Origin of the sequence: Halopenitus sp. H-Gu1, assembly GCF_041821145.1 — an archaeon.
Classification (GTDB): Archaea; Halobacteriota; Halobacteria; order Halobacteriales; family Haloferacaceae; genus Halopenitus.
On record NZ_JBGUBC010000008.1, the window covers coordinates 116,912 to 135,931 of the forward strand.

Below are 19,020 nucleotides of genomic sequence, written 5' to 3' on the forward strand. Positions count from 1 at the left end.
ACCTCGGAATTTAGCCCCCGTGTCAGTCGTCTTCGAGGAGTCGAGACAGCGTTCGGGCGATCGCCTCGCTGGCCCACTCGATTTCGTTGACGCGGACGTACTCGCGATCGGAGTGGGCGACTGCCCCCTCCTCGTCGGCCAGGTCACCCGGACCGAAGACGACCGTCGGCGCCGGCGAGAAGTAGGATGCCTCCGTCGCGGCCGAGAAGGGACGAACGGTCCCACCACGATCCGCACGCGAATCGTCCCCCGCTCTCAGTCCGTCGATCGCCCGCGGGCGCGTCGCGTCGACGGCGGCAACTAACTCGTCGACGAGGTGGTGGTCCGGATCAGTCGAGAAGGCCGCCAGAAACGGCGACTTCCGCTCGGTCAGTCGGAACTCGACGCCGACGTCGTCGGGAACGGCCGCGCGGACGTCGAGTTCGAGCGACTCGCTGAACTCCGCCGCCGTCTCCGGCGGAATGGAGCGTCGATCTACGACGATCGCACATCGGTCCGGGACCTGATTGGTCGCTTCGCCGCCCTCGATCGTCGTCGGCGTGAGCCGGGCCTCGCCGAGCTGATCATGGGGTGATCGGGCGAGATCGAACTTGCGTATCGCCTTCAGAGCACCCTCCGCAGCCGCGACAGCGTTCGTACCGGCCGATTCGGCGGCGTGAGCCGTTTCGCCGGATAGCTCGAGAGTTCCCTCGAATCGGCCCTTCGCGGCCGTACAGACGTCGAGGCCGGTCGGCTCACCGACGGCGTACAGATCGCCCTCGAGGGAATCCTCGGTCCCGTCGAGTCGCCCGGTGAGCGCCGCAGCGCCGAGCGAGTGGACTTCCTCGTCGGGCGTGATCGCCAGCGTGAGTCGGCCGCGATCGGGATCGGTGGCGAGAAAGCCGAAGAGGAGCGACGCGAGCGGCCCCTTCGCGTCACACGATCCGCGACCACGGATCACGTCGACACCGTCCTCGTCCCCCACGGTTGCGTTTCGATCGCGCTCGAAGGGAACGTGTGGTGTGACCGTGTCGATGTGTGTGTTACAGACGACGTGGGGGCCGTCCGTCGGATTTGGCGACCCCTTTTCCGCGAGGACGTTACCGGCGTCATCCACTGTCACATCGATCGCGTGATCGGTGAGGGTTCCGACGAGGAACTCCCGCATCTCCGTGACGTCGCGGTGGGACGGGATTTGGACGGCCTCCTCGAGAAACGCGACCGGGTCAAACCCGTGAAACTCCTCGGTCGTCTCGGGCGGGTCGGCTCCGCTCATCGTGGATCCAGGTCGGTCGAGGGTCCGTTCTCGCTTTCAGTTCCGGGATCAACGGCCGGCGTGGCATCGTCGATCGTCTCGGCGTCCACGTCGGGGTCGACGTCCAACTCGTCCGAGAACTCCTCCGTGACCGGACCGGCGAGCGTCGCGGGGCCGTCGTCCGGAACCGTGACCTCCAGTTCGCCTCCCGGCGGGCGACAGCGCACGGTCGGCGAGTCGGCGATCCCGAGCCGGCGAGCGACGGCCGCGATCGCGACGGCGCCGGTGCCACACGATCGCGTCTCGCCCTCGACGCCGCGCTCGAAGGTTCGCTGGCGGAACGTTGGGACCAATCCATCGAACTCGCGGTCGATGTCGTCCGGGACGTACTCAACGCGTTCCGCGAGGTTGACGTTTGCCCCCTCCGGGAAGACGTCGGCGTGGCGGACCGGCTCCGCGACCGCATCGAGGTCCACGTCGTCGATGTCGTCGATCCCGCCGATATCGTCGACGAACGCGACCGCGTGCGGGACGCCGGTGTTCACTGCCGAGACGGTCAGCCCCTCGATATCCGTTCGGAGCAGGGGATCACCGGGATCGCCCTCCCGCACGGCGACATCGGACGATAGCGATCGGTCGAGGGGAACGGCGTCGGGATCGAACCGCGGGACGCCCATCTCGATGGTCACGTCTCGACCGTCCGTCTCGACCGTCGCCCGCCGGTCGCCGGCGAGCGTCTCGATCACGAATCCGGTCTCGCCGGTTCGGTCGAACGCCCAGGCGGCGGCGACACGGGCACCGTTCCCGCACATGGCCGCCGTCGAACCGTCCGGCTGGACGAGCGACATCGTCACGCGCGTCGGGTCGGCATCGTCGTCGATCGCGAGGAATAACACGCCGTCGGCCCCCCGACGTCCGTCGGGACTCTCGACGCCGGTCTCGCGATCACAGTGGGCGATCGCGAACGAGCGTCGGTCGTCGACACCGATGCGGTCGGCGTTCTCGGCATCGATGACGATGAAGTCGTTACCGGTCCCGTGATATCTCGTGAACGCGATCGTGTCCGTCGTGGTCATCGGTCGGTCTCCGTGTCGGTAGCATCGTTCGACTCCCCATCAGTCGCCGACTCGACGTTGAGATCGGCGAGCCCCTCGTAGCCGGCCCGCCGCTCGACCGCGGTCACGTCCGCGAGGGTCTCGCGATCGCGCACGAGCCAGTCGGAGCCAAAGGGAGGATCGACACCGTCGATCGCGACCTCGGCCGGCCGAGGTCTGGAGTTGTATTGATTCGCCATCTCATAGCCGTACGCACCCGCGATCCCGACGGCAAGGAGATCCCCACGTTCGGGTGCTGCAAGCGGTCGATCTTCACAAAACACATCGGCGCTTTCACAGATAGGTCCGGCGACAGTGACCGGGATCGGTTCGCGACTCCCGGATGCCTCTCCGGTTCGCTCGTCCGCCGAGGGCCGACCGCGATCGGAACGTGCCGAACAGTTGCAGATCGGATGGTAGGCGTCGTACATTGCCGGCCGGAGAAGGTCGGTCATTCCGGCGTCGACGCCGACGACGGTCGTCTCGGGAGTCGGTTTTACCGTGTTCACGCGTGTCAGGAGGACGCCCGCATCCGCGACCACGTATCGGCCGGGTTCGATCGCTAGCCGTACACCGTCGCCGGTCGATCCGTCGGTCCGGTCGTTTGTTTCGGCCGCTTCGAACGCATCTCCGAGCGCCTCCCCAAGCGCCCCCCGGGTCGCCTCGGCGATCGCCGGCAGGTCAAGCGGTGGTTCATCCTCCCGGTAGGGGACGCCGAATCCGCCGCCGACGTCCACATACTCGAGATCGATCGGGGAGGGGGAGCCGTCGCTTGGAGGGGAATCGTCGCTTTTCGAGGCGCCGTCGCTCGGAGAAACGAGCGACCGCGCAAGCTCGCCCATTCGCGAGACGAGTTCACGGTGCCGATCGAGCCCGTCGGCGTCGATCCCCGAGCCCGCGTGGGCGTGGATTCCGACGACGTCGAAGCGCTCCGTCGCCTCCCGAGCGACCGTCGCCGCGCGATCGTAGGGAATTCCGAACTTGGCGTGGGCACCGGTTCGGACCTTCTCGTGGTGACCCGCCTCGACGCCGGGCGTCACTCGAATGCAGACCCGCCCGTCGTAGCCGCGATCGGCCAGCCGATCGAGGGTGTCGACCGCGCCGGCAGTCACGGTGAGTTCGGGATGATCCCGCCAGCGCGAGACGACCCGATCGAGGTCGCGGGCGGGCGGATTGACCGCAGTGTAGTGGACCCGATCGCCCGGGAAGCCAGCCACGAGCGCGCGGTCGACCTCGCCCGCTGAGGCGCACTCGGCTTCGAGCCCGGCCGCCTCGACTGCCCGCAGGACAGCCTGGCCGGTGTGGGCCTTTACCGCGTACCGGACGTCGGCGTCCGGGAAGGCATCGAGAAGCCGCTGGCAGTTCTCATGAACTCGATCGCGGTCGATCACGTACAGCGGGGTCCCGTACTTCGCGGCGAGATCGGCGAGTCGGGCCGCGTTCCAGTCGGCAAGCCGACGAATCCGTGGGTTCCCCGCGTGATCGTTGTCCGCCACCGGCGATTCGCCCGTTTGCTCGGGGTCGTTCATTCCCGAAGCGCCTCCTCCCGCTGAGTGGCCTCGAGGGTCTCGGTTTCGACGTCGGTCGCGACGACGGCCGGCTTGTAGGCACCGCCCTCGAGGAGGTCGTGATCGCTGACTGACGACTCGACCATTCGCGTGAATGCGCGGCGGTTAGCCGGGAGATGGCCGTAGATGACTTCCTCCGCGACGAGGTCGTAGACGGGAATCCGCGGCGTCAAAAGCGTGTTCTCGCCGACGATCGAGTTTTCGCCGATCCGGAAGCCGGAGGTGACCCGACAGCCGGCGCCGAGCGCGACGCCGTCCTCGATCACGACCGGCGCGTCCTCGACCGGCTCGAGCACGCCGCCGATCAGCGTGTTCGCGCCGAGTTTGACGTTGTCACCGATCTGGGCACATGACCCGACGGTATCACAGGAGTCGACGAGCGTCCCATCGCCGACGTGGGCACCGATGTTGACGAAGGAGGGACTCATCATGATGCAGTCACTCCCCAGGTGGGCGCCCCGCCGGATCGTGGTCCCGTCCGGCGTGTTCCGCGTACCGCGCTCGCCCAGGTCGTCGGTCTCGCGCAGCGGAAGGACGTCGTGATAGGTGACGTCCCCGTAGGCGCGGGGTTCCGTCTCACGCAGCCCGAAGTTCAGCAGGATCCCGCGTTTCACCCAGGCGTTCGCCTCCCAGGACGTCACGTCACTGCCGGTCTTTTCGGCCGCGCGGACCTCGCCTGCCTCCAGAGCATCGAGAAACGCCTCGAGGGTCGCCTCGTCGTCCGCGGTCGTTTCACCGGCCGAAAGTCCCTGATCGTAGCGTTGCCAGAGGTCGGTTACGTCAGCTTCGAGTGTCATGTGCGATCGGTGGTCGAGCGGGGGTATTTATGCGTCGGTTCGGGAACTCGGTGATCCGACAGTCGATCGGCGGATCTCGGGGGTGTTCGATCGGGAGTCGATCGAGCGCTCTCATGACTCGTCGATCACGTCGTCGAACGTGTACCAGCCGGCGTCACGGCCGGCCAGCCAGACCGCGGCGTCGAGTGCCCCGGCGGCAAAGACCCCCCGATCGCCGGATCGGTGGGTGAGTTCTACGGTCTCGTGGTTGTCCGCGAGCAGCACCTCGTGCTCGCCGATGATGTCGCCGGCACGGCGCGCGTGAACGCCGATCTCGGCGGATTCCCGGGGTGCATCGCCCTCACGGCCGTGGACGCGGTCGGCCGGTGAAAGGTCCGACCGAACGTCCTCGATGTCCTCGAGGATCGTGTGTGCGGTCCCCGACGGGGCATCGCGCTTGCCGTTGTGGTGAGTCTCGGTTACCTCGATGTCGTAGCCGGGAAGCGCCGTGACGGCCTCACGAACCGCTCGACGCAGCGCGGCGATCCCGCGAGAGAAGTTGGCCGCCTTGAGGAGCGGAACTGATGAGGCGGTCTCCCGAAGGGTCGCGAGTCCGTCCTCGGAGAATCCGGTCGTTCCCGTCACGAGCGCCACGTCCGCCTCGGCGCAGGCGTCGGCGTACTCGAGCGTGGAGGCGGGTCCCGTAAAGTCGACAACGGCGTCCGGATCGGCGTCACCGAGCCGGTCGGCGAACTCCGCGGCGGGATCGATGGCGACGCCCGCAATCGGTTCGGTCTCGGAACGGTTGACTGCAAGCACCACGACGACGTCCTCCCGATCGACGGCCGCATCGAGCACCTCACGTCCCATTCGGCCAGCGGCGCCGGTGACCGCGAGGCGGAGGGGGCTCGAATCGCCCGTACTCATCGTGACGCCTCCGCCGCGCCGAACGCGCCGATATCGCCGGGTGCCGCAGTCTCGTACTCGCGAAGCAACGTCGCCAGGTCCTCGCGGTACTCCTCGGAGAGTCGAGTGAGCGGCGAGCGGACGTCCGGGCGACCGCGATCGCGGATCGCCATCGCCTCCTTGACCGGAATCGGATTCGTCTCGACGAAGAGCTCGCGGCAAAGCGGTGACAGCTCATGATGGATCGCTTGAGCGCGCTCGTAATCCCCCGCAAGCGCCGACCCGACCATCGCGCAGGTGCGTTCGGGTTCGACGTTCGCGACGACGCTTATCGTTCCGGTTCCGCCGATCGAGAGGATGGGCAGCGTGAGGCCGTCGTCGCCCGAAAGCACCGCGAACTCCTCGTCCGCGGTGCGCTCGACGACCTCGCTTATCAGCCCCAGATCGCCGGAAGCCGCCTTGTAGCCGACGATGTTCTCGTGTTCGGCCAGCCGCGCCGTGACATCGACGGGGATCGATCGACCGGTCCGCGAGGGGACGTTATAGACGATCTGCGGGAGGTCGACCGCGTCCGCTATCGTCGTGTAATGTTCGTAGAATCCCTCGGGTTCGGGCTTGTTGTAGTACGGCGAGATGAGAAGCAGGCCATCGGCGTCGGCGTCCGCGGCGCGGCGCGACAGCGAGAGTGCTTCGGCAGTGTTGTTCGATCCGGTCCCGGCGATGACCGGGACGTCCTCGACGGCAGCCGAGACGGTCTCTATCACCTCGACGTGCTCGTCGTGTGACAGTGTGGCCGACTCGCCGGTCGAGCCGACCGGGACCAATCCGTCGACGCCGGCGGCCTCAAGATACTGTGCGTTGTCGGCGAGCTGGTCATGGTCGATCTCGTCCTGTTCATCGAATGGAGTCGTCATCGCGGGCATCACGCCCTCGAAGGGTTGGGTAGTCGTCATCGGTGTCTCGTGTGTGGTGGGTTGGTGGGTCGGTCGTCAGTCGATTCCGCCGCGGATGCGCGCCCGAACGACGTCGGAGACGTCGCTGTCGGGGGCGTCGGGGGCCGCCCGGGACGGGGTCGCCACTCCCGCCGGTGGGCGTTTCAGGCGCGTTTTTTCGAGAAGAGCCGCGTCGCTGGCGATGACGGCGTATCCTGGATGGACGCGGGAGTCGTCACACGTGTGAATGTGTCCTTCGGTTTCTTATAGATTGCGGCTCGTTCACCCGGCACTGTTCAGATTAGAATTGAAGAACGAGGCGGCCGAATTTCTGAGTGTCTATGCCCGAAATCAGCCGCCTCAACCGAGATAGCGACTGGATCGAATTAGATTTTGTGGAGCGAGAGGAGACACCGCGCGAGCTGATGAAGCTCGGTATCCATCTCCACGTGGCAGGATTATCACTTTCGGATACCATCTCTATTCTCGATAAGTTCGGTGTCAAACGGAGTCGGTCAACCGTTCATAACTGGATTCAGAAAGCCGGCCTACAGCCCACCGATGGGAAAAATCCGGATCACGTCGCAGTCGATGAGACCGTGATCCAGATCAACGACCAGCGCTATTGGCTGTACGCTGCTGTCGACCCACAATCGAAGAAATACCTCCATGTCAGGCTCTTTTCGTCGAGAACACGAGCGCTCACCGAGATATTTCTGAGCGAACTCCGCGACAAACATCAGGTGGATGATGCGATCTTCCTCGTCGATGGAGCTCCGTGGCTCCATGCTGCACTTCGCCGTCACGGGCTCCGATTCCGACATGAAACACATGGGAATCGGAATGCTGCAGAACGTCTCTTCAAAGAACTAAAACGCAGAACATACCAATTTGCAAATCACTTTCGAAATGCCGATCCAGCAACCGCTGAAACGTGGTTGCAAACCACCGCCTTCATCGAAAATCACTCAATCTGAACAATGCCCGTTCACCCAACGCTTATTCACGTCACGAACGGATCCTGTGTAATGAGTCTATTCAGAAAAGCTGGAGAAAAATTTGAAGAGACGAAACGAACGTTCATGGGAGAGGGGGAAACACAGTACGTCTGTCCGTCCTGTGAGGAGACGATCTCGAAGACGGACTCGCATTGTCCTCACTGCGGTGACGAAATCGGTGATCCGACCGAGTGATCGGACCGGTCGTCCAGCCGAGTGATCAAACCGGCCGCCCGAGGGAGTGATCAAACCGGCCGGACAGTGCGAAGCACCTTAACGGAGGCGACGGTATGGCCGGTATGACCGACATCCATTCCGATCAGCGCGTCGCCGTCCTGGTTGATTCACAGAACCTCTATCACTCCGCCCAGAGCGTCTACTCGCAGAACATCGACTACTCGGCGCTCCTTGAGAAAGCCGTCCAGGATCGCCGGCTCGTGCGGGCGATCGCCTACGTGATCCGAGCGGAATCACCCGAGGAGGAGCGCTTCTTCGAGGCACTCTACGACATCGGCTTCGAGACGAGGATCAAGGACATCAAGACGTTTCCGGACGGGACGAAAAAGGCCGACTGGGACGTGGGGATGAGCCTCGATGCGGTGACGCTCGCGAGCCACGTCGACGTCGTCGTCCTCTGTACGGGCGACGGCGACTTCTCGCGGCTCTGTTCGCACCTCCGCCACGAAGGAGTTCGAGTCGAGGCGATGAGCTTCGAGTCTTCGACGTCCGAGGAACTCCTCGAGGCCGTCGACTCGTTCGTCGATCTAGGCGCACGTAAGGAAACGTTCCTCCTTTGAGATGAACGGGAATCGCTCGAACGACCGATCGGCCGACCCGATAAGCGCGCTTGCACTCCCGTTCGTCATTGGGATGGCAATTGGACTGTCCCTCGGTCGGTTTCTCGGCGGCCCTCTGGTCGGGATCGCCGTCGGGCTCGTGCTGTTTGCTACTCTCGGGTGGCTCCGGTTGAAACTCGCGAGGCTCCCACAGTAGGGACGACGCCAGACCTGCCATCAGGGGCGAAGGTCCCGCGAGACGAGGACGGTCGCCAGCGTACAGGCGGTGAGCGTGAAGCCGGCAAGCACGAGGAAGACAGTGAACTCCGAGGCGGCATAGGTGAGCACCACGCCGACGACCGTCGCCCCGAGTGCACCGATTCCGAAGATGCCGAGATACGTGAAGCCGAAGGAGAGCCCGCGCGACTCCGGCGGGGAGTAGGCCGCGATCGTCGCCTGGGTGAGCGGCTGCATCGCGAACAGCGCGAACCCGAGCGCGGCGCCGATCGCCAACAGCGGAACGAGGCCGGCGCGGGATGCCGGAACGAACGCGAGCGTGATGGCGGAGAGGACCAGCAGCATCACGACGAGTCCCCGCTCCGGTTCGATCCGATCGGTGAGCCTCCCGCCGACGTACTGGCCGACGATCCCGACGGTCAACAGCCCGACGTACACGTACCGGGAGAGATCGAACTCCTCGGCGAGCGCACCGTCCGGATCGAAGACGCCGGGGCGGACGTCTCCGACGATGGCGACGAGAAAGTCGTTCAGTAGTTCGGGCAGGAACGTCAACATTCCCCGGTAGAAGAGCCCATTGAACATTACCACGAGGAAGACGAGCGAGAAGCCGAGGGTGAACACCCGGCGCGTCCCGTCGATGAGATCGCCGAGCGAGCGGATCTCCGCCTTCTCGTCGTCGACACCGGTACTGGCGGACGCGACGTCATCGGAGTCGATGGCGTCGTTCCCGCCGTCGGCTCCGGGATCAGTGCCCATGGAACCGGTCAGCCCCGCCGTCTCGTCGAAGTCGATCGACAGGCCGACGATGCCGGCGACGACGGACAGTCCGCCCAGAACCACGACGACGATCCGCCAGTCGGCGACGAGCAACAACAGCGCGGTTGCGAGCGGTCCGAAGGCAATCCCCGCGTTGCCGGCCATGCCGTGATAGGCGAAGACGGTACCACGGGTGTCCGGGTCGATCCCGTTGCTGATAAGCGCGAGCCCAGCGGGGTGATAGACGCTGGCCGCCGCTCCCCAGATGCCGAGTGCGAGCGCGATCGTCGCGACGTGGGGAACGAGGCTCAACGACAGGAAGGCGACGCCCATGCCGAACAGACAGCCAACGATCAGCCGACGGGAGCCGTAGCGATCGACGAGCAGCCCTCCGGGGAGCGCGCCAACGCCGAAGAGGCCGTATCCGACCGTAACCACGGCACCGAGAACCGCGGCCGTGACGGAAAATTCGAGCAGCCAGACCGTCATCAGGATCGGAACGGAGAGCTCGTAGGTGTGAACTAGGCCGTGAGCGACCATCACGAATCCCGTGATGGATCGGTCGTTCGCGTTCATGCCAACTCCCTCAGCGTGGACGGCGGTCGCGTTCGGATCGCCGACAGGAGCGGGAGCATGTGAGATCGGTTGCCGGAACTGGCCAGCGATCCGCAAAGAACCCGTCGGATCCGGATCTCGATGGGGGGAAACGTGGCGTCGGACGAACGCTGTGCGGATGTGAAGTACCTCGGGGTCAAGCCCCGAGGCTTCCTGTTTCTACGACAGAACTTGCAGAAACACGCTCCCGGTGAGGTATTTCCACAGCGGTTCCAGTCTCCGCAGGCGTGGATTCGGAGGCTCCCACTCCTATTCGGTGGCGACGGCACAGCGTCTGACCGTCCGTATTTTTGGACTTGAAGCCAGACACAAGTAGTGCCATCTCATCTCGGTGTTTAGTACATCGCTACTTAATAGTTTGCGTCAACGTTGTCGGCTTCATCCATGGGGTCAAGCCCCGTGGCATTCGCCTTGAACCGCCTGTAAACGTGGCGTCGGACGAACGCAGTCCGGTTGTAGGTGCCTGGGACGCGATCGGCGCGACGACGATCGACCGCACTTATTGGTTCGGCTCCCAAGCGTTCCATATGAGCGATACGACGGGGATCCCGGATCTGCGCGTGAACGCCGATTACCAGTTCGGCGCGGGGGCGGGCGCGGCGCTGTTTCCCGACGAGGAGCCGCTCTCGATCCGCCGATCGAGCGGAGGCCGTCCCCGGCAGGTGCTCGCCGGCGACGTGGACCCGTCCGGCGGCGACGAGGGGGATCGGCTCGTCTCCTACGGAACCGACGGCCGGTTTACCCTCGGGATCGCAGGTGGGAAGCGACTCCGGGAGGCGCTCGATCCGCCGGCCTACCGGGTTGTGGTCGGCGAGGAGAGCGAACCCTTCGTGCGCGAGGGACGGAACACGTTCGCGAAATTCGTCCGCGAGGTTGACGAGGCGGTACGCCCCGGCGACGAAGTGCTGGTGGTGACCCCCACAGACGAATTGCTGGCCGTCGGTCGCGCGGAACTCGCAGCGATCGAGATGCGTGCATTCGATACCGGGATGGCCGTGAAGGTGCGCGAGGGGATCGGAACGGAAGACGAAACGTAAATAGACGCGCGCTCGGTCCTGCCGACCGTGATCCAGTCGTACTCAGGAACGTGACCTGGAGGAGCATATCGATGTCGAGTCCTGACTGCCGCTGTCGACTCCTGGCGGCCGGGATCGAGTCCATCGATCCACAGCGGAAAACGACATCTCCGAAGCTATCCGTGTTTGGCGCGTTTGCCGGCTTGTTCCATAGCCGTGAGGACACGCTCAATGGCGATCACGAAGGCAGCCGTTCGGAGACTGGGGATTTCGCGGTCCTCGGAGACGCGTATCATCTCGTCGAACGCATCCGTGATCGTGGTCTCGAGCGCGTCATTGATACGGTCTTCCGACCAGGAGAAGCGCTGTCGATTCTGAACCCATTCGAAGTAACTCACGGTAACCCCGCCTGCATTAGCGAGAATATCGGGAACGACGACCACATCACGGTCATCCAGGACGTCGTCAGCCGCAGGTGTTAGCGGCCCATTCGCCCCTTCCACGATCACGTCCGCTTGGACGTCCGAAGCGAGTTCGTCGTCGATCACGTTCCCGACAGCAGCCGGTATCAGAAGGTCAACGTCGGCCGTCAGGAGCTCCGTATTCGTGCGTTCGTCGGCGTCCCCGTATCCGACCACAGTACCGGTCTCCGCCTTGAACCGATCGACATCCGCGGGGTCGATCCCCGTCGGATCGAATATCGCGCCCGTGGAGTCACTGACGGTAACGACGGTTGCACCGAGATCGTCAAGAAGCGTGGCCGCAACGGAGCCAACGTTTCCGAACCCCTGAACGGCGACCGTCGCTCCCTCAAGCGATCGGTCGAACCGGTCGAAGAGTTCACGGGCTGCGATGGTCACGGACCGACCCGTCGCTTCCACCCGCCCCTCACTTCCCCCGCTTTCGATCGCCTTCCCAGTGACCACGCCCGGAGCAGTCGTATTCTCGAGACACTCGTAGGTGTCCTTGATCCAGTTCATCTCCCGCTGGCCGGTGTTGATATCGGGTGCCGGGATGTCCCGATCCGCTCCGAGGAGCGGTCGGAATTCGGTGGCGTACGCCCGAGTGATACGTTCGAGTTCGCGTTCGGAGTAGTCCTGTGGATCGAATACGACACCTCCCTTAGCGCCGCCAAACGGGAGATCGACGACGGCGCACTTATAAACCATCAAGCCAGCAAGGGCTCGCACTTCGTCGGGATCGACTGCGGGGTGATACCTGATTCCACCCTTATACGGGCCTCGGGCCCCGTTGAATTGGACTCGGTACGCACGAACCTGGTCGAGCGAGCCGTCATCCAACTCCAACGTGAGGGTCGCCTCGTGCATTCGCTCGGGATATTTAAGCATGGCACGCTCGTCGGACTCGATATCGACGTATCGAGCCGCGGTATCAAGCTGTTCGCGCAGACTTTCGAATGGATGATCGTCAGGGGGCATGATCAATTGATGTCGGATTCGACGCAGCCAGGGGTCAAAGACGGAACGATGGATGACCACAAAGCGATGGGTGACCACAACCCACCAGGGACGGACGCGATCTCGGGTGCCAGTAGCTGAAATATGTCTTGCCGTCGACATAGAACATGGACATCGATCCCATTCGCTGGGAACGATCTCAGTCCGCACGTGTTTTTCCGGCCATCAGCTACAGTCGGGACGCTTCCCAACGGGAACATTATCCTCTCACCCGTGTTCCCGCATCGCCGGTCAGCGCATCCAGTAATCGTTCGGGAGACGTGATCACGGCCCTCTCTCCGCCCTGCTCGACGAATCGAATACACGCTTCGATCTTTGGCTGCATACTTCCCTCGCCGAACTCACCTGCTTCGAGGTGCGTCCGTAACTCCTCGACGGTCGTTTCCCGGAGGGGTTTCCGGTCCGGCGTCCCGTACTCCACGTACGCATATTCGACGTCAGTCAGAATGACGAGCGTGTCCGCATCGAGGTCGGATGCGAGCAGTTGGGAGGATTTGTCCTTATCGACCACGGCTTCGACACCCTGGAGACCGTCATCTCGGACGACGGGGACGCCACCTCCACCGACGCAAATCACGAAATCCCCTCGATTCACGAGGCGACCGATCTCGTCGCCCTCGACGAGTTCGACGGGCTCAGGAGAGGGAACGACACGACGATACGGACGAGCGCCACTCGACACGTTCCTGGTCTCGAACGATTTGTTCTCCGCTTCCGATTCCGTATAGAACGGTCCCACGGGTTTCGTCGGATCCTGGAACGCCGGGTCGGCGGCGTCGACCACGACTTGCGTTACGACCGTGATGAAATCCGTCCGGCTCGAAAGCTCGTTGTCGAGTGCCTGTTGGAGCAGATAGCCTATCTGTGCCTGGGTTTCGGCGACGAGTACGTCGAGCGGTAGTTGAGGCGTCTCACTCGCACTCTCCTGTTGGAGGAGAAGATCCCCGACCTGTGGTCCGTTTCCGTGAGTGAGGGCGATATCGTAACCGGTATCGATAGCATCGGACAGTCGTCGTGCCGTCCGTTCGATCACCTCGAGTTGTTCGTCGATCGTCCACGGGCCATGCTCACCGAGCAGCGTATTGCCGCCCAGCGCGATGACGATCGGATCGGTTCCCATGTTATGGGAGCTATCCGCCATACTAATTCAGTCTTGCGCGAATACTGTCTCCCATGAACAAAGCGAAAATCGTAATCATGGGGGCTGCAGGTCGCGACTTTCACGACTTCAACACCGTCTTCCGGGATGACGAGGACACCGAAGTCACCGCGTTCACTCATACCACCTCCCAAAACATCGGAGAACTCGAGGAATCCCCAATCCGACGGTATCCGTCGGAGTTGGCCGGAGAACACTACCCCGATGGCATTCCGATCCGTCCCGAGACGGAACTGGAAGCGATCATCGACGAGGAAAACGTGGATACCGTCGTGTTCTCATACTCCGACGTCTCCCACGAACACGTGATGCATCAGGCATCGCGTGCGCTCGCCGCGGGAGCCGATTTCCGACTGATCGGTCCCGATCGGATGATGCTCGACGCATCCGTTCCGGTCGTCGCCGTCGATGCAGTACGAACCGGCTGTGGGAAATCCCAAACCACCAGGAAGTTCGCGGACTTGCTTCGGGAACGGGGGAAAAACGTCGTCATCGTCAGAGAACCCATGCCGTATGGTGACCTCGTTGCACAACGAGTCCAACGCTTCGAGACGCGTTCCGATCTCGACGAAAGCGACGTCACGATCGAGGAGCGTGAGGAATACGAGAGCCACATCGAACGTGGCCACGTCGTGTATGCCGGCGTGGACTACGAGGCGATCCTGGACCGTGCCCAACGTGAAGCGGAGATCATCGTCTGGGACGGCGGCAACAACGAACTCCCGTTTTACATTCCGGACGTTCACGTCGTCGTGGCCGATCCGCATCGGTCCGGTGCAGAACTGCGTTTTCATCCAGGGGAAACCAATCTCCGGTTGGCTGATTACGTGCTCATCAACAAGGAGAACACCGCCGACGTAACGGATATTCGAGAAGTCGAGGAGAACGTCCGTCAAACCAATCCCGAGGCACGGATCATCCACGCGGATTCGACGATCACTGCGGACGGTGAGTCGATCGCGGACAAGCGCGTTCTCGTCGTTGAAGACGGACCGACGCTTACCCACGGTGACGCCCCTCACGGTGCCGGATTAATCGCGGCTCGTGAATACGGTGCTGCGGAGATCATCGATCCTGAACCGGTAGCCGTCGGCACATTCAAGCGCATATTCGAGACGTACGACCACCTCGACACCGTCCTCCCGGCGATGGGATATAGCGAGGATCAGATCCAGGACCTGGAAACAACGATTCGGAACGCGAATCCGGACGTCGTCGTTTCGGGGACGCCTCACGACCTCGCACGAGTGATCGACGTGGACGTTCCCATTGTGCGAGTCCACTACGAACTCGAAGCGAAGAACATCCCGCTCGATGCAGTACTTGAATGGCACGCAACCACGTTAGGGATTTGATCGGTCTCCGTGTCAACTCACGGTATGAGCGAGCCCCTCGATGCACCACAGCATGATCGATACTCCCGTCAACTCATGTTGGACCTCGTCAGTGAGGCACAACAGGCGTCGCTTCTGGAAAGCCGCGTCCTCGTCGGCGGCGCAGGTGGATTGGGGTCGGTCGGTCTCCAGTCTCTCGCTGCTGCCGGCGTCGGCACACTCGGAATCGTCGACGACGGAACCGTGAAACGGTCGAACCTCCAGCGACGTGTGGCACTAGCTAATAAGACCATGGAGTTCGGAGAGGGAGTATGACGGATCGTTCAGCTTTGATCGGCAACGACATGAACAAAAAGGAATGTGAGTCGTTCCTCACTTCCAGGGGCCATGGCGTATTGAGTATGGGCGTTGAAAATCGAGGATACGGTATTCCGATTTCATATGGATACGACGAGGAGAATGGCCGTATTATTCTGGAATTCGTGAACGCCCCCGATAGCAAAAAGAAGAAGTTTGCTGACACATCTGAAGAGGTGACAGTAACGGTCTACGAGTACGAGTCGCTCGATTCCTGGGAGAGCGTCATCGTGACCGGAACGATTCACTCCCTCGAGGATGCTACCGTCTCGGAGCGACTTGCGTCTCTTTTTTTCGCGCAGGCCGATGACGCCGCAGGCAATCGTCGATGGGAAGATCGTGAGGGTATCGAACGAACGTGGTATGAGATCCGGAACACTGAGATCACCGGTCGCCGGAGTGAGGGATTACGTCCGAGGAATCCGTGACGGCGAAACGGGGTGAGGGTCCCGTCCGTCCGGAGTGCTGTCTAGACGGGTCGGTCGAACTCCGGAGATCCGCAGCTCCGGATAAACCGACGCAAGACCGAGGTTGCTATGACACTGAGACCGAGGCGAACATCGAATCGCAGTCATTTGGGCGGTACAGGACGGTCCGTTTAGCTGTATGCAGGCGCTAAGTCCCCACCCTCAACGAGCGCCGGGCTTCCGACGGGTGTCGGAAGCACAAGCGAGTAGGGTGGGGATACAGCGCCGTCATCGTTTATTTTCGTGTGAATCGGTGTCCTTACTACTCCGGCGGTTGAATGCGGTAGTACGATGCTCGCCACGCCTTCGGCGTTGTTCAACCGCGACAAGAAGCGTGCAACGTCGGTTGTGGTCGAGTGTCCAATCGGTAGGAGTGGGACACTCCGAACCGCCTGTACAGGGGAATCGCCTGCGGAGTCTGGAACCACTGTGCCCACGTCGGGTACAAGCTCCGACGCAGAAACAGGAAGTCCCGACCTCAACAAGCGAGGGCCGAGTAGGCCCGAGCGCGGTCGGTCGGGGTAGTTCACTCCTCGAGGAAGTCGTTCGAGAGACTCATGGTTGGATCATTCGTCAACAGTTCCTTGGTGGACGGCTGTAACATCGACTCATGGAACGCGAAGAGGACGAGGAATTCGAACCATCGGGACCGGAGGAGCGAGAAGTGGCTAGCGAATTGGCCGAAGAGCGGTCGGAGTTCGTCGGACTGATGCAGCATTTCTACCGTGGCGAGTTGGGCCGGGCGACTGCCTGGCGAGCGCGATTGGATCGAACGACGAACTGGGCCGTCGGCGTCGTAGCGACCCTGATCACGTGGGCGTTCTCCGCAGCGGGCAACCCACACTACATCATCCTCGGGAGTTTGGGTATCGTGACGGTGTTTCTCGTCGTCGAGGCGCGTCGGTATCGTATCTACGACATCTGGCGGTCGCGAGTTCGTCTCGTCGAAGAAAACATCTTCGCGAACGCGGCCGATCCGGAAGGCGTCGTTCACGAGCGGTGGCGTGAACTGCTGGCCACCGATCTCAGAAACCCGCGGGTCAAGGTGCCGCTTTTCGAGGCTCTATCGCGTCGATTGAAACGCGTGTATCTCCCCTTGATGACCATCATCATCCTCTCGTGGACAGTGCGTATTACGGTTTTTGCGGCCGATGGAGTCGGCGTCGTGGACGCCGCGTCGATCGACGTCCTCTCGGGCGCGATCGTCATCGGTGTCGTCTGTCTATTCTATATCGTGATGATCGGAATCGCCTTCTGGCCCACCGATCGACGAGCAAAGGGTAAAAAACGGGAGTTTTCGGAGCGAACGGAACGATGGCGAAAGTGAGTCTCGCCGACGATAGATCCCGGTCATCCGACGACTGCCGGGAGAGAAATCGATCGTTCCAGGTTGATTCGACGTTGAACCCGGATTAGACCGTTTGAGACAAGAATGAATACGACATCAACGACGTCATCACCAGCAGTCGATGTGGAAACCCTGACAAAGCACTTCGGCGATCTCACGGCCGTGGACGGTATCTCCTTCCAGGTTGAGGAAGGTGATGTGTTTGGATTTCTCGGCCCGAACGGCGCTGGGAAATCAACCACGATCCGGATGCTGACCGGCGTCCTGCGGCCCGATGCGGGATCCGCCAGAATCGCCGGGTATGACATCCGCACCGATACCGAGGCGGCGAAGTCCGAAATCGGGATCGTTCCCGAGCAATTCAACGCATATCCGGACCTCACGGCCTGGAAGAATCTGATGCTTGCCGGCGAGCTGTACGGCGTTCCTCGGGAGACGCGACAAAACACCGGGACGGAATTACTGCGCTCCTTCGGGTTGTTCGAACGGCGTCACACTCCCACAAGCGAGTACAGCAAAGGAATGAAGCAACGCCTCATGCTGACAATGGCGCTGTTGCATGACCCTGCAGTTCTCTTCTTGGACGAGCCTATCACGGGACTTGATGTCGAGAGTCAGCGTCTCATCCGAGAACGGATAGCGGAGTTGAACCAGGAGGGGCGGACCGTGTTTCTGACGACACACAATATCGGTGAAGCGGATCGATTGTGTGACAACATCGCGATCATTAATCGAGGTGAAATTGCTGCCATCGATTCACCCGAAGCATTGAAACAGGAGATCGAGCGCACCCGTGCCGTCGAGGTGAGTTTCTCCGAAACGATCGAGCGCGAACTGTTGGCTGGGATCACTGCGGTCGAAGGGGCCGAAAAGCGTGGCGACACGTTTCGTCTCATGACCCCTGATCCAGATGCCGTCGTCAAAGCTGTTGTAACCCTCGCAAAAGAGAAGGGGCTAACCGTGCTTTCGTTGCAAACACTCGGTCCAAGTCTCGAAGATGCGTTCACCGACCTCACGGAGGAGGACCCATGAGATTACAGCGAGTGTTAGCCGTGGCAAAAAAGGATATCCGAATTTACTACGCCAAGGGCCCAGTCCTCATCTTCGGTATCCTCATCCCGGCGTTTTTCTTTCTCGCGTTTACGATGGGTCGGGAGATGTCCGGGACGCAACTCGTCGCTGGCCTCGTCGGAATGGCCCTCTGGTTCACGTCCACGTCGATCTCGCCAGTCATCGGGCCATGGGAGACCCGAGACGGCACACTGGAGCGGCTCGCCTCTGCTCCAATCACCGTCACCGAGATACTGCTTGGTGATGTCTTGGCATCCGCCGCCGTCGGCGTCGCGATCACTGGCGTTGCTACCGTTGTACTTTCGGTAGTCATTGGCATCGTGATCCCCCACCCAATTAGTCTCGGTATTGGCTTGGTTCTCGCAGCGTTCGGGTTTTCTGCCCTTGGAGTCTTGATGGCCGCCATCCCGACGGACGCGACATCGGACGTCATGATGCTGGCTACCCTGATCAAGTTCCCGGTGATCTTCGTCAGTGGTATCTTCGTTCCGGTGGAGAACTTGCCCGAGTGGGGACGTCTGGTAGCCTATGCGTCCCCGTTGACCTACCTCGTTGAGACGACGAAATACGGACTGGGATCCGGAGAGCGTGTGGGAATCTGGCTCGTGGGGCTGTTCCTCTTTTTTATCCTGACCTTCGGCTTCGCAGTAGTACTCCATCGGAGAACGCTCCCCCGACGCCTCTAGCACTGTTTCCCATCGTCCGGATCTTTGACATCCTCCCCGCGCTAAAGCGTGAGGATTCCACCGTGGGGGTTCGGCTACGCCGAGTCCCCGGCGGTAATTTGCGGGTGTGTATGCTCCTCGTTGGGACGGTGAGCGCGTGGTGACGCCGACCATCGGTGGTCGTCCCACTTGAGGCATACGGGCCGTGCCATCGGCCGTGGTACGTCGGT

General features: G+C 62.2%; 19 protein-coding genes and 1 pseudogene. 11 read left to right on the forward strand and 9 right to left on the reverse strand.

Annotated features, from left to right (window positions below):
• Positions 1 to 22 precede the first annotated feature (22 nt).
• The 6 genes from ACERIT_RS08220 to dapA form a co-directional block, all read right to left on the reverse strand.
• On the reverse strand, positions 23 to 1,255 hold the full coding sequence (locus ACERIT_RS08220) for a M20 family metallopeptidase (protein WP_373674358.1): 1,233 nt from the start codon (positions 1,253 to 1,255) through the stop codon (positions 23 to 25).
• Positions 1,252 to 2,310 carry a diaminopimelate epimerase gene (gene dapF, locus ACERIT_RS08225; protein WP_373674359.1) on the reverse strand — a complete coding sequence of 353 codons (1,059 nt, stop codon included), beginning with the start codon at positions 2,308 to 2,310 and terminating at the stop codon, positions 1,252 to 1,254. Before dapF ends, ACERIT_RS08220 begins: the two co-directional genes overlap by 4 nt.
• A complete protein-coding gene (lysA, locus tag ACERIT_RS08230) occupies positions 2,307 to 3,857 on the reverse strand; it encodes a diaminopimelate decarboxylase (RefSeq protein WP_373674360.1) in 1,551 nt (516 codons plus the stop codon). The genes dapF and lysA overlap by 4 nt, the downstream gene beginning before the upstream one ends.
• Entirely contained in the window at positions 3,854 to 4,693 is an 840-nt protein-coding gene (locus ACERIT_RS08235; protein ID WP_373674361.1) for a 2,3,4,5-tetrahydropyridine-2,6-dicarboxylate N-succinyltransferase, read from the reverse strand. The genes lysA and ACERIT_RS08235 overlap by 4 nt, the downstream gene beginning before the upstream one ends.
• Positions 4,694 to 4,804: 111 nt before the next feature.
• The gene (gene dapB / locus ACERIT_RS08240; protein ID WP_373674362.1) at positions 4,805 to 5,599 is read right to left on the reverse strand and encodes a 4-hydroxy-tetrahydrodipicolinate reductase; all 795 of its coding nucleotides are present in this window, start codon (positions 5,597 to 5,599) and stop codon (positions 4,805 to 4,807) included.
• Positions 5,596 to 6,531, reverse strand: coding sequence for a 4-hydroxy-tetrahydrodipicolinate synthase (gene dapA / locus ACERIT_RS08245; RefSeq protein ID WP_373674363.1), 936 nt, complete (start codon positions 6,529 to 6,531; stop codon positions 5,596 to 5,598). Before dapA ends, dapB begins: the two co-directional genes overlap by 4 nt.
• A 320-nt stretch (positions 6,532 to 6,851) precedes the next feature.
• On the opposite strand from dapA, the gene ACERIT_RS08250 reads away from it, so the two are divergent.
• The 4 genes from ACERIT_RS08250 (at position 6,852) to ACERIT_RS08265 (ending at position 8,501) form a co-directional block, all read left to right on the forward strand.
• The gene (locus ACERIT_RS08250) at positions 6,852 to 7,487 is read left to right on the forward strand and encodes an IS6 family transposase (RefSeq protein WP_373674364.1); all 636 of its coding nucleotides are present in this window, start codon (positions 6,852 to 6,854) and stop codon (positions 7,485 to 7,487) included.
• Positions 7,488 to 7,538: 51 nt separating this feature from the next.
• Complete coding sequence (locus tag ACERIT_RS08255; protein ID WP_373674365.1) at positions 7,539 to 7,703, forward strand: hypothetical protein; 165 nt, start codon at positions 7,539 to 7,541, stop codon at positions 7,701 to 7,703.
• Between the two features lie 104 nt (positions 7,704 to 7,807).
• Complete coding sequence (locus ACERIT_RS08260; RefSeq protein ID WP_373674384.1) at positions 7,808 to 8,305, forward strand: NYN domain-containing protein; 498 nt, start codon at positions 7,808 to 7,810, stop codon at positions 8,303 to 8,305.
• Position 8,306: 1 nt separating this feature from the next.
• A complete protein-coding gene (locus ACERIT_RS08265) occupies positions 8,307 to 8,501 on the forward strand; it encodes a hypothetical protein (protein ID WP_373674366.1) in 195 nt (64 codons plus the stop codon).
• Positions 8,502 to 8,521: 20 nt separating this feature from the next.
• On the opposite strand, the gene ACERIT_RS08270 is transcribed toward ACERIT_RS08265, so the two are convergent.
• Entirely contained in the window at positions 8,522 to 9,856 is a 1,335-nt protein-coding gene (locus tag ACERIT_RS08270; RefSeq protein WP_373674367.1) for an MFS transporter, read from the reverse strand.
• 566 nt (positions 9,857 to 10,422) lie between these two features.
• Here ACERIT_RS08270 and ACERIT_RS08275 point away from each other — a divergent pair.
• Positions 10,423 to 10,932: a PUA domain-containing protein gene (locus tag ACERIT_RS08275; protein ID WP_373674368.1), complete on the forward strand. Its 510-nt coding sequence runs from the start codon at positions 10,423 to 10,425 to the stop codon at positions 10,930 to 10,932.
• A gap of 155 nt (positions 10,933 to 11,087) precedes the next feature.
• On the opposite strand, the gene ACERIT_RS08280 is transcribed toward ACERIT_RS08275, so the two are convergent.
• Both ACERIT_RS08280 and arcC read right to left on the reverse strand, forming a co-directional pair.
• Positions 11,088 to 12,350, reverse strand: coding sequence for a Glu/Leu/Phe/Val dehydrogenase (locus ACERIT_RS08280; protein WP_373674369.1), 1,263 nt, complete (start codon positions 12,348 to 12,350; stop codon positions 11,088 to 11,090).
• A 238-nt stretch (positions 12,351 to 12,588) separates the two neighbouring features.
• A complete protein-coding gene (gene arcC, locus ACERIT_RS08285) occupies positions 12,589 to 13,509 on the reverse strand; it encodes a carbamate kinase (protein WP_373674370.1) in 921 nt (306 codons plus the stop codon).
• Between the two features lie 53 nt (positions 13,510 to 13,562).
• Here arcC and ACERIT_RS08290 point away from each other — a divergent pair, with 53 nt between their 5' ends.
• The 6 genes and pseudogenes from ACERIT_RS08290 to ACERIT_RS08315 all read left to right on the forward strand — a co-directional run bounded on the left by ACERIT_RS08290 (position 13,563) and on the right by ACERIT_RS08315 (position 18,811).
• Positions 13,563 to 14,903: a cyclic 2,3-diphosphoglycerate synthase gene (locus tag ACERIT_RS08290; RefSeq protein WP_373674371.1), complete on the forward strand. Its 1,341-nt coding sequence runs from the start codon at positions 13,563 to 13,565 to the stop codon at positions 14,901 to 14,903.
• A 24-nt stretch (positions 14,904 to 14,927) separates the two neighbouring features.
• Positions 14,928 to 15,155 (forward strand): annotated as a pseudogene (locus tag ACERIT_RS08295) (ThiF family adenylyltransferase); the annotation flags it as partial.
• Between the two features lie 38 nt (positions 15,156 to 15,193).
• A complete protein-coding gene (locus ACERIT_RS08300) occupies positions 15,194 to 15,667 on the forward strand; it encodes a pyridoxamine 5'-phosphate oxidase family protein (protein WP_373674372.1) in 474 nt (157 codons plus the stop codon).
• 649 nt (positions 15,668 to 16,316) lie between these two features.
• A complete protein-coding gene (locus tag ACERIT_RS08305) occupies positions 16,317 to 17,033 on the forward strand; it encodes a DUF2270 domain-containing protein (RefSeq protein ID WP_373674373.1) in 717 nt (238 codons plus the stop codon).
• Positions 17,034 to 17,138: 105 nt separating this feature from the next.
• The gene (locus ACERIT_RS08310; protein ID WP_373674374.1) at positions 17,139 to 18,086 is read left to right on the forward strand and encodes an ATP-binding cassette domain-containing protein; all 948 of its coding nucleotides are present in this window, start codon (positions 17,139 to 17,141) and stop codon (positions 18,084 to 18,086) included.
• Complete coding sequence (locus ACERIT_RS08315) at positions 18,083 to 18,811, forward strand: ABC transporter permease (protein WP_373674375.1); 729 nt, start codon at positions 18,083 to 18,085, stop codon at positions 18,809 to 18,811. The genes ACERIT_RS08310 and ACERIT_RS08315 overlap by 4 nt, the downstream gene beginning before the upstream one ends.
• Positions 18,812 to 19,020: the final 209 nt, after the last annotated feature.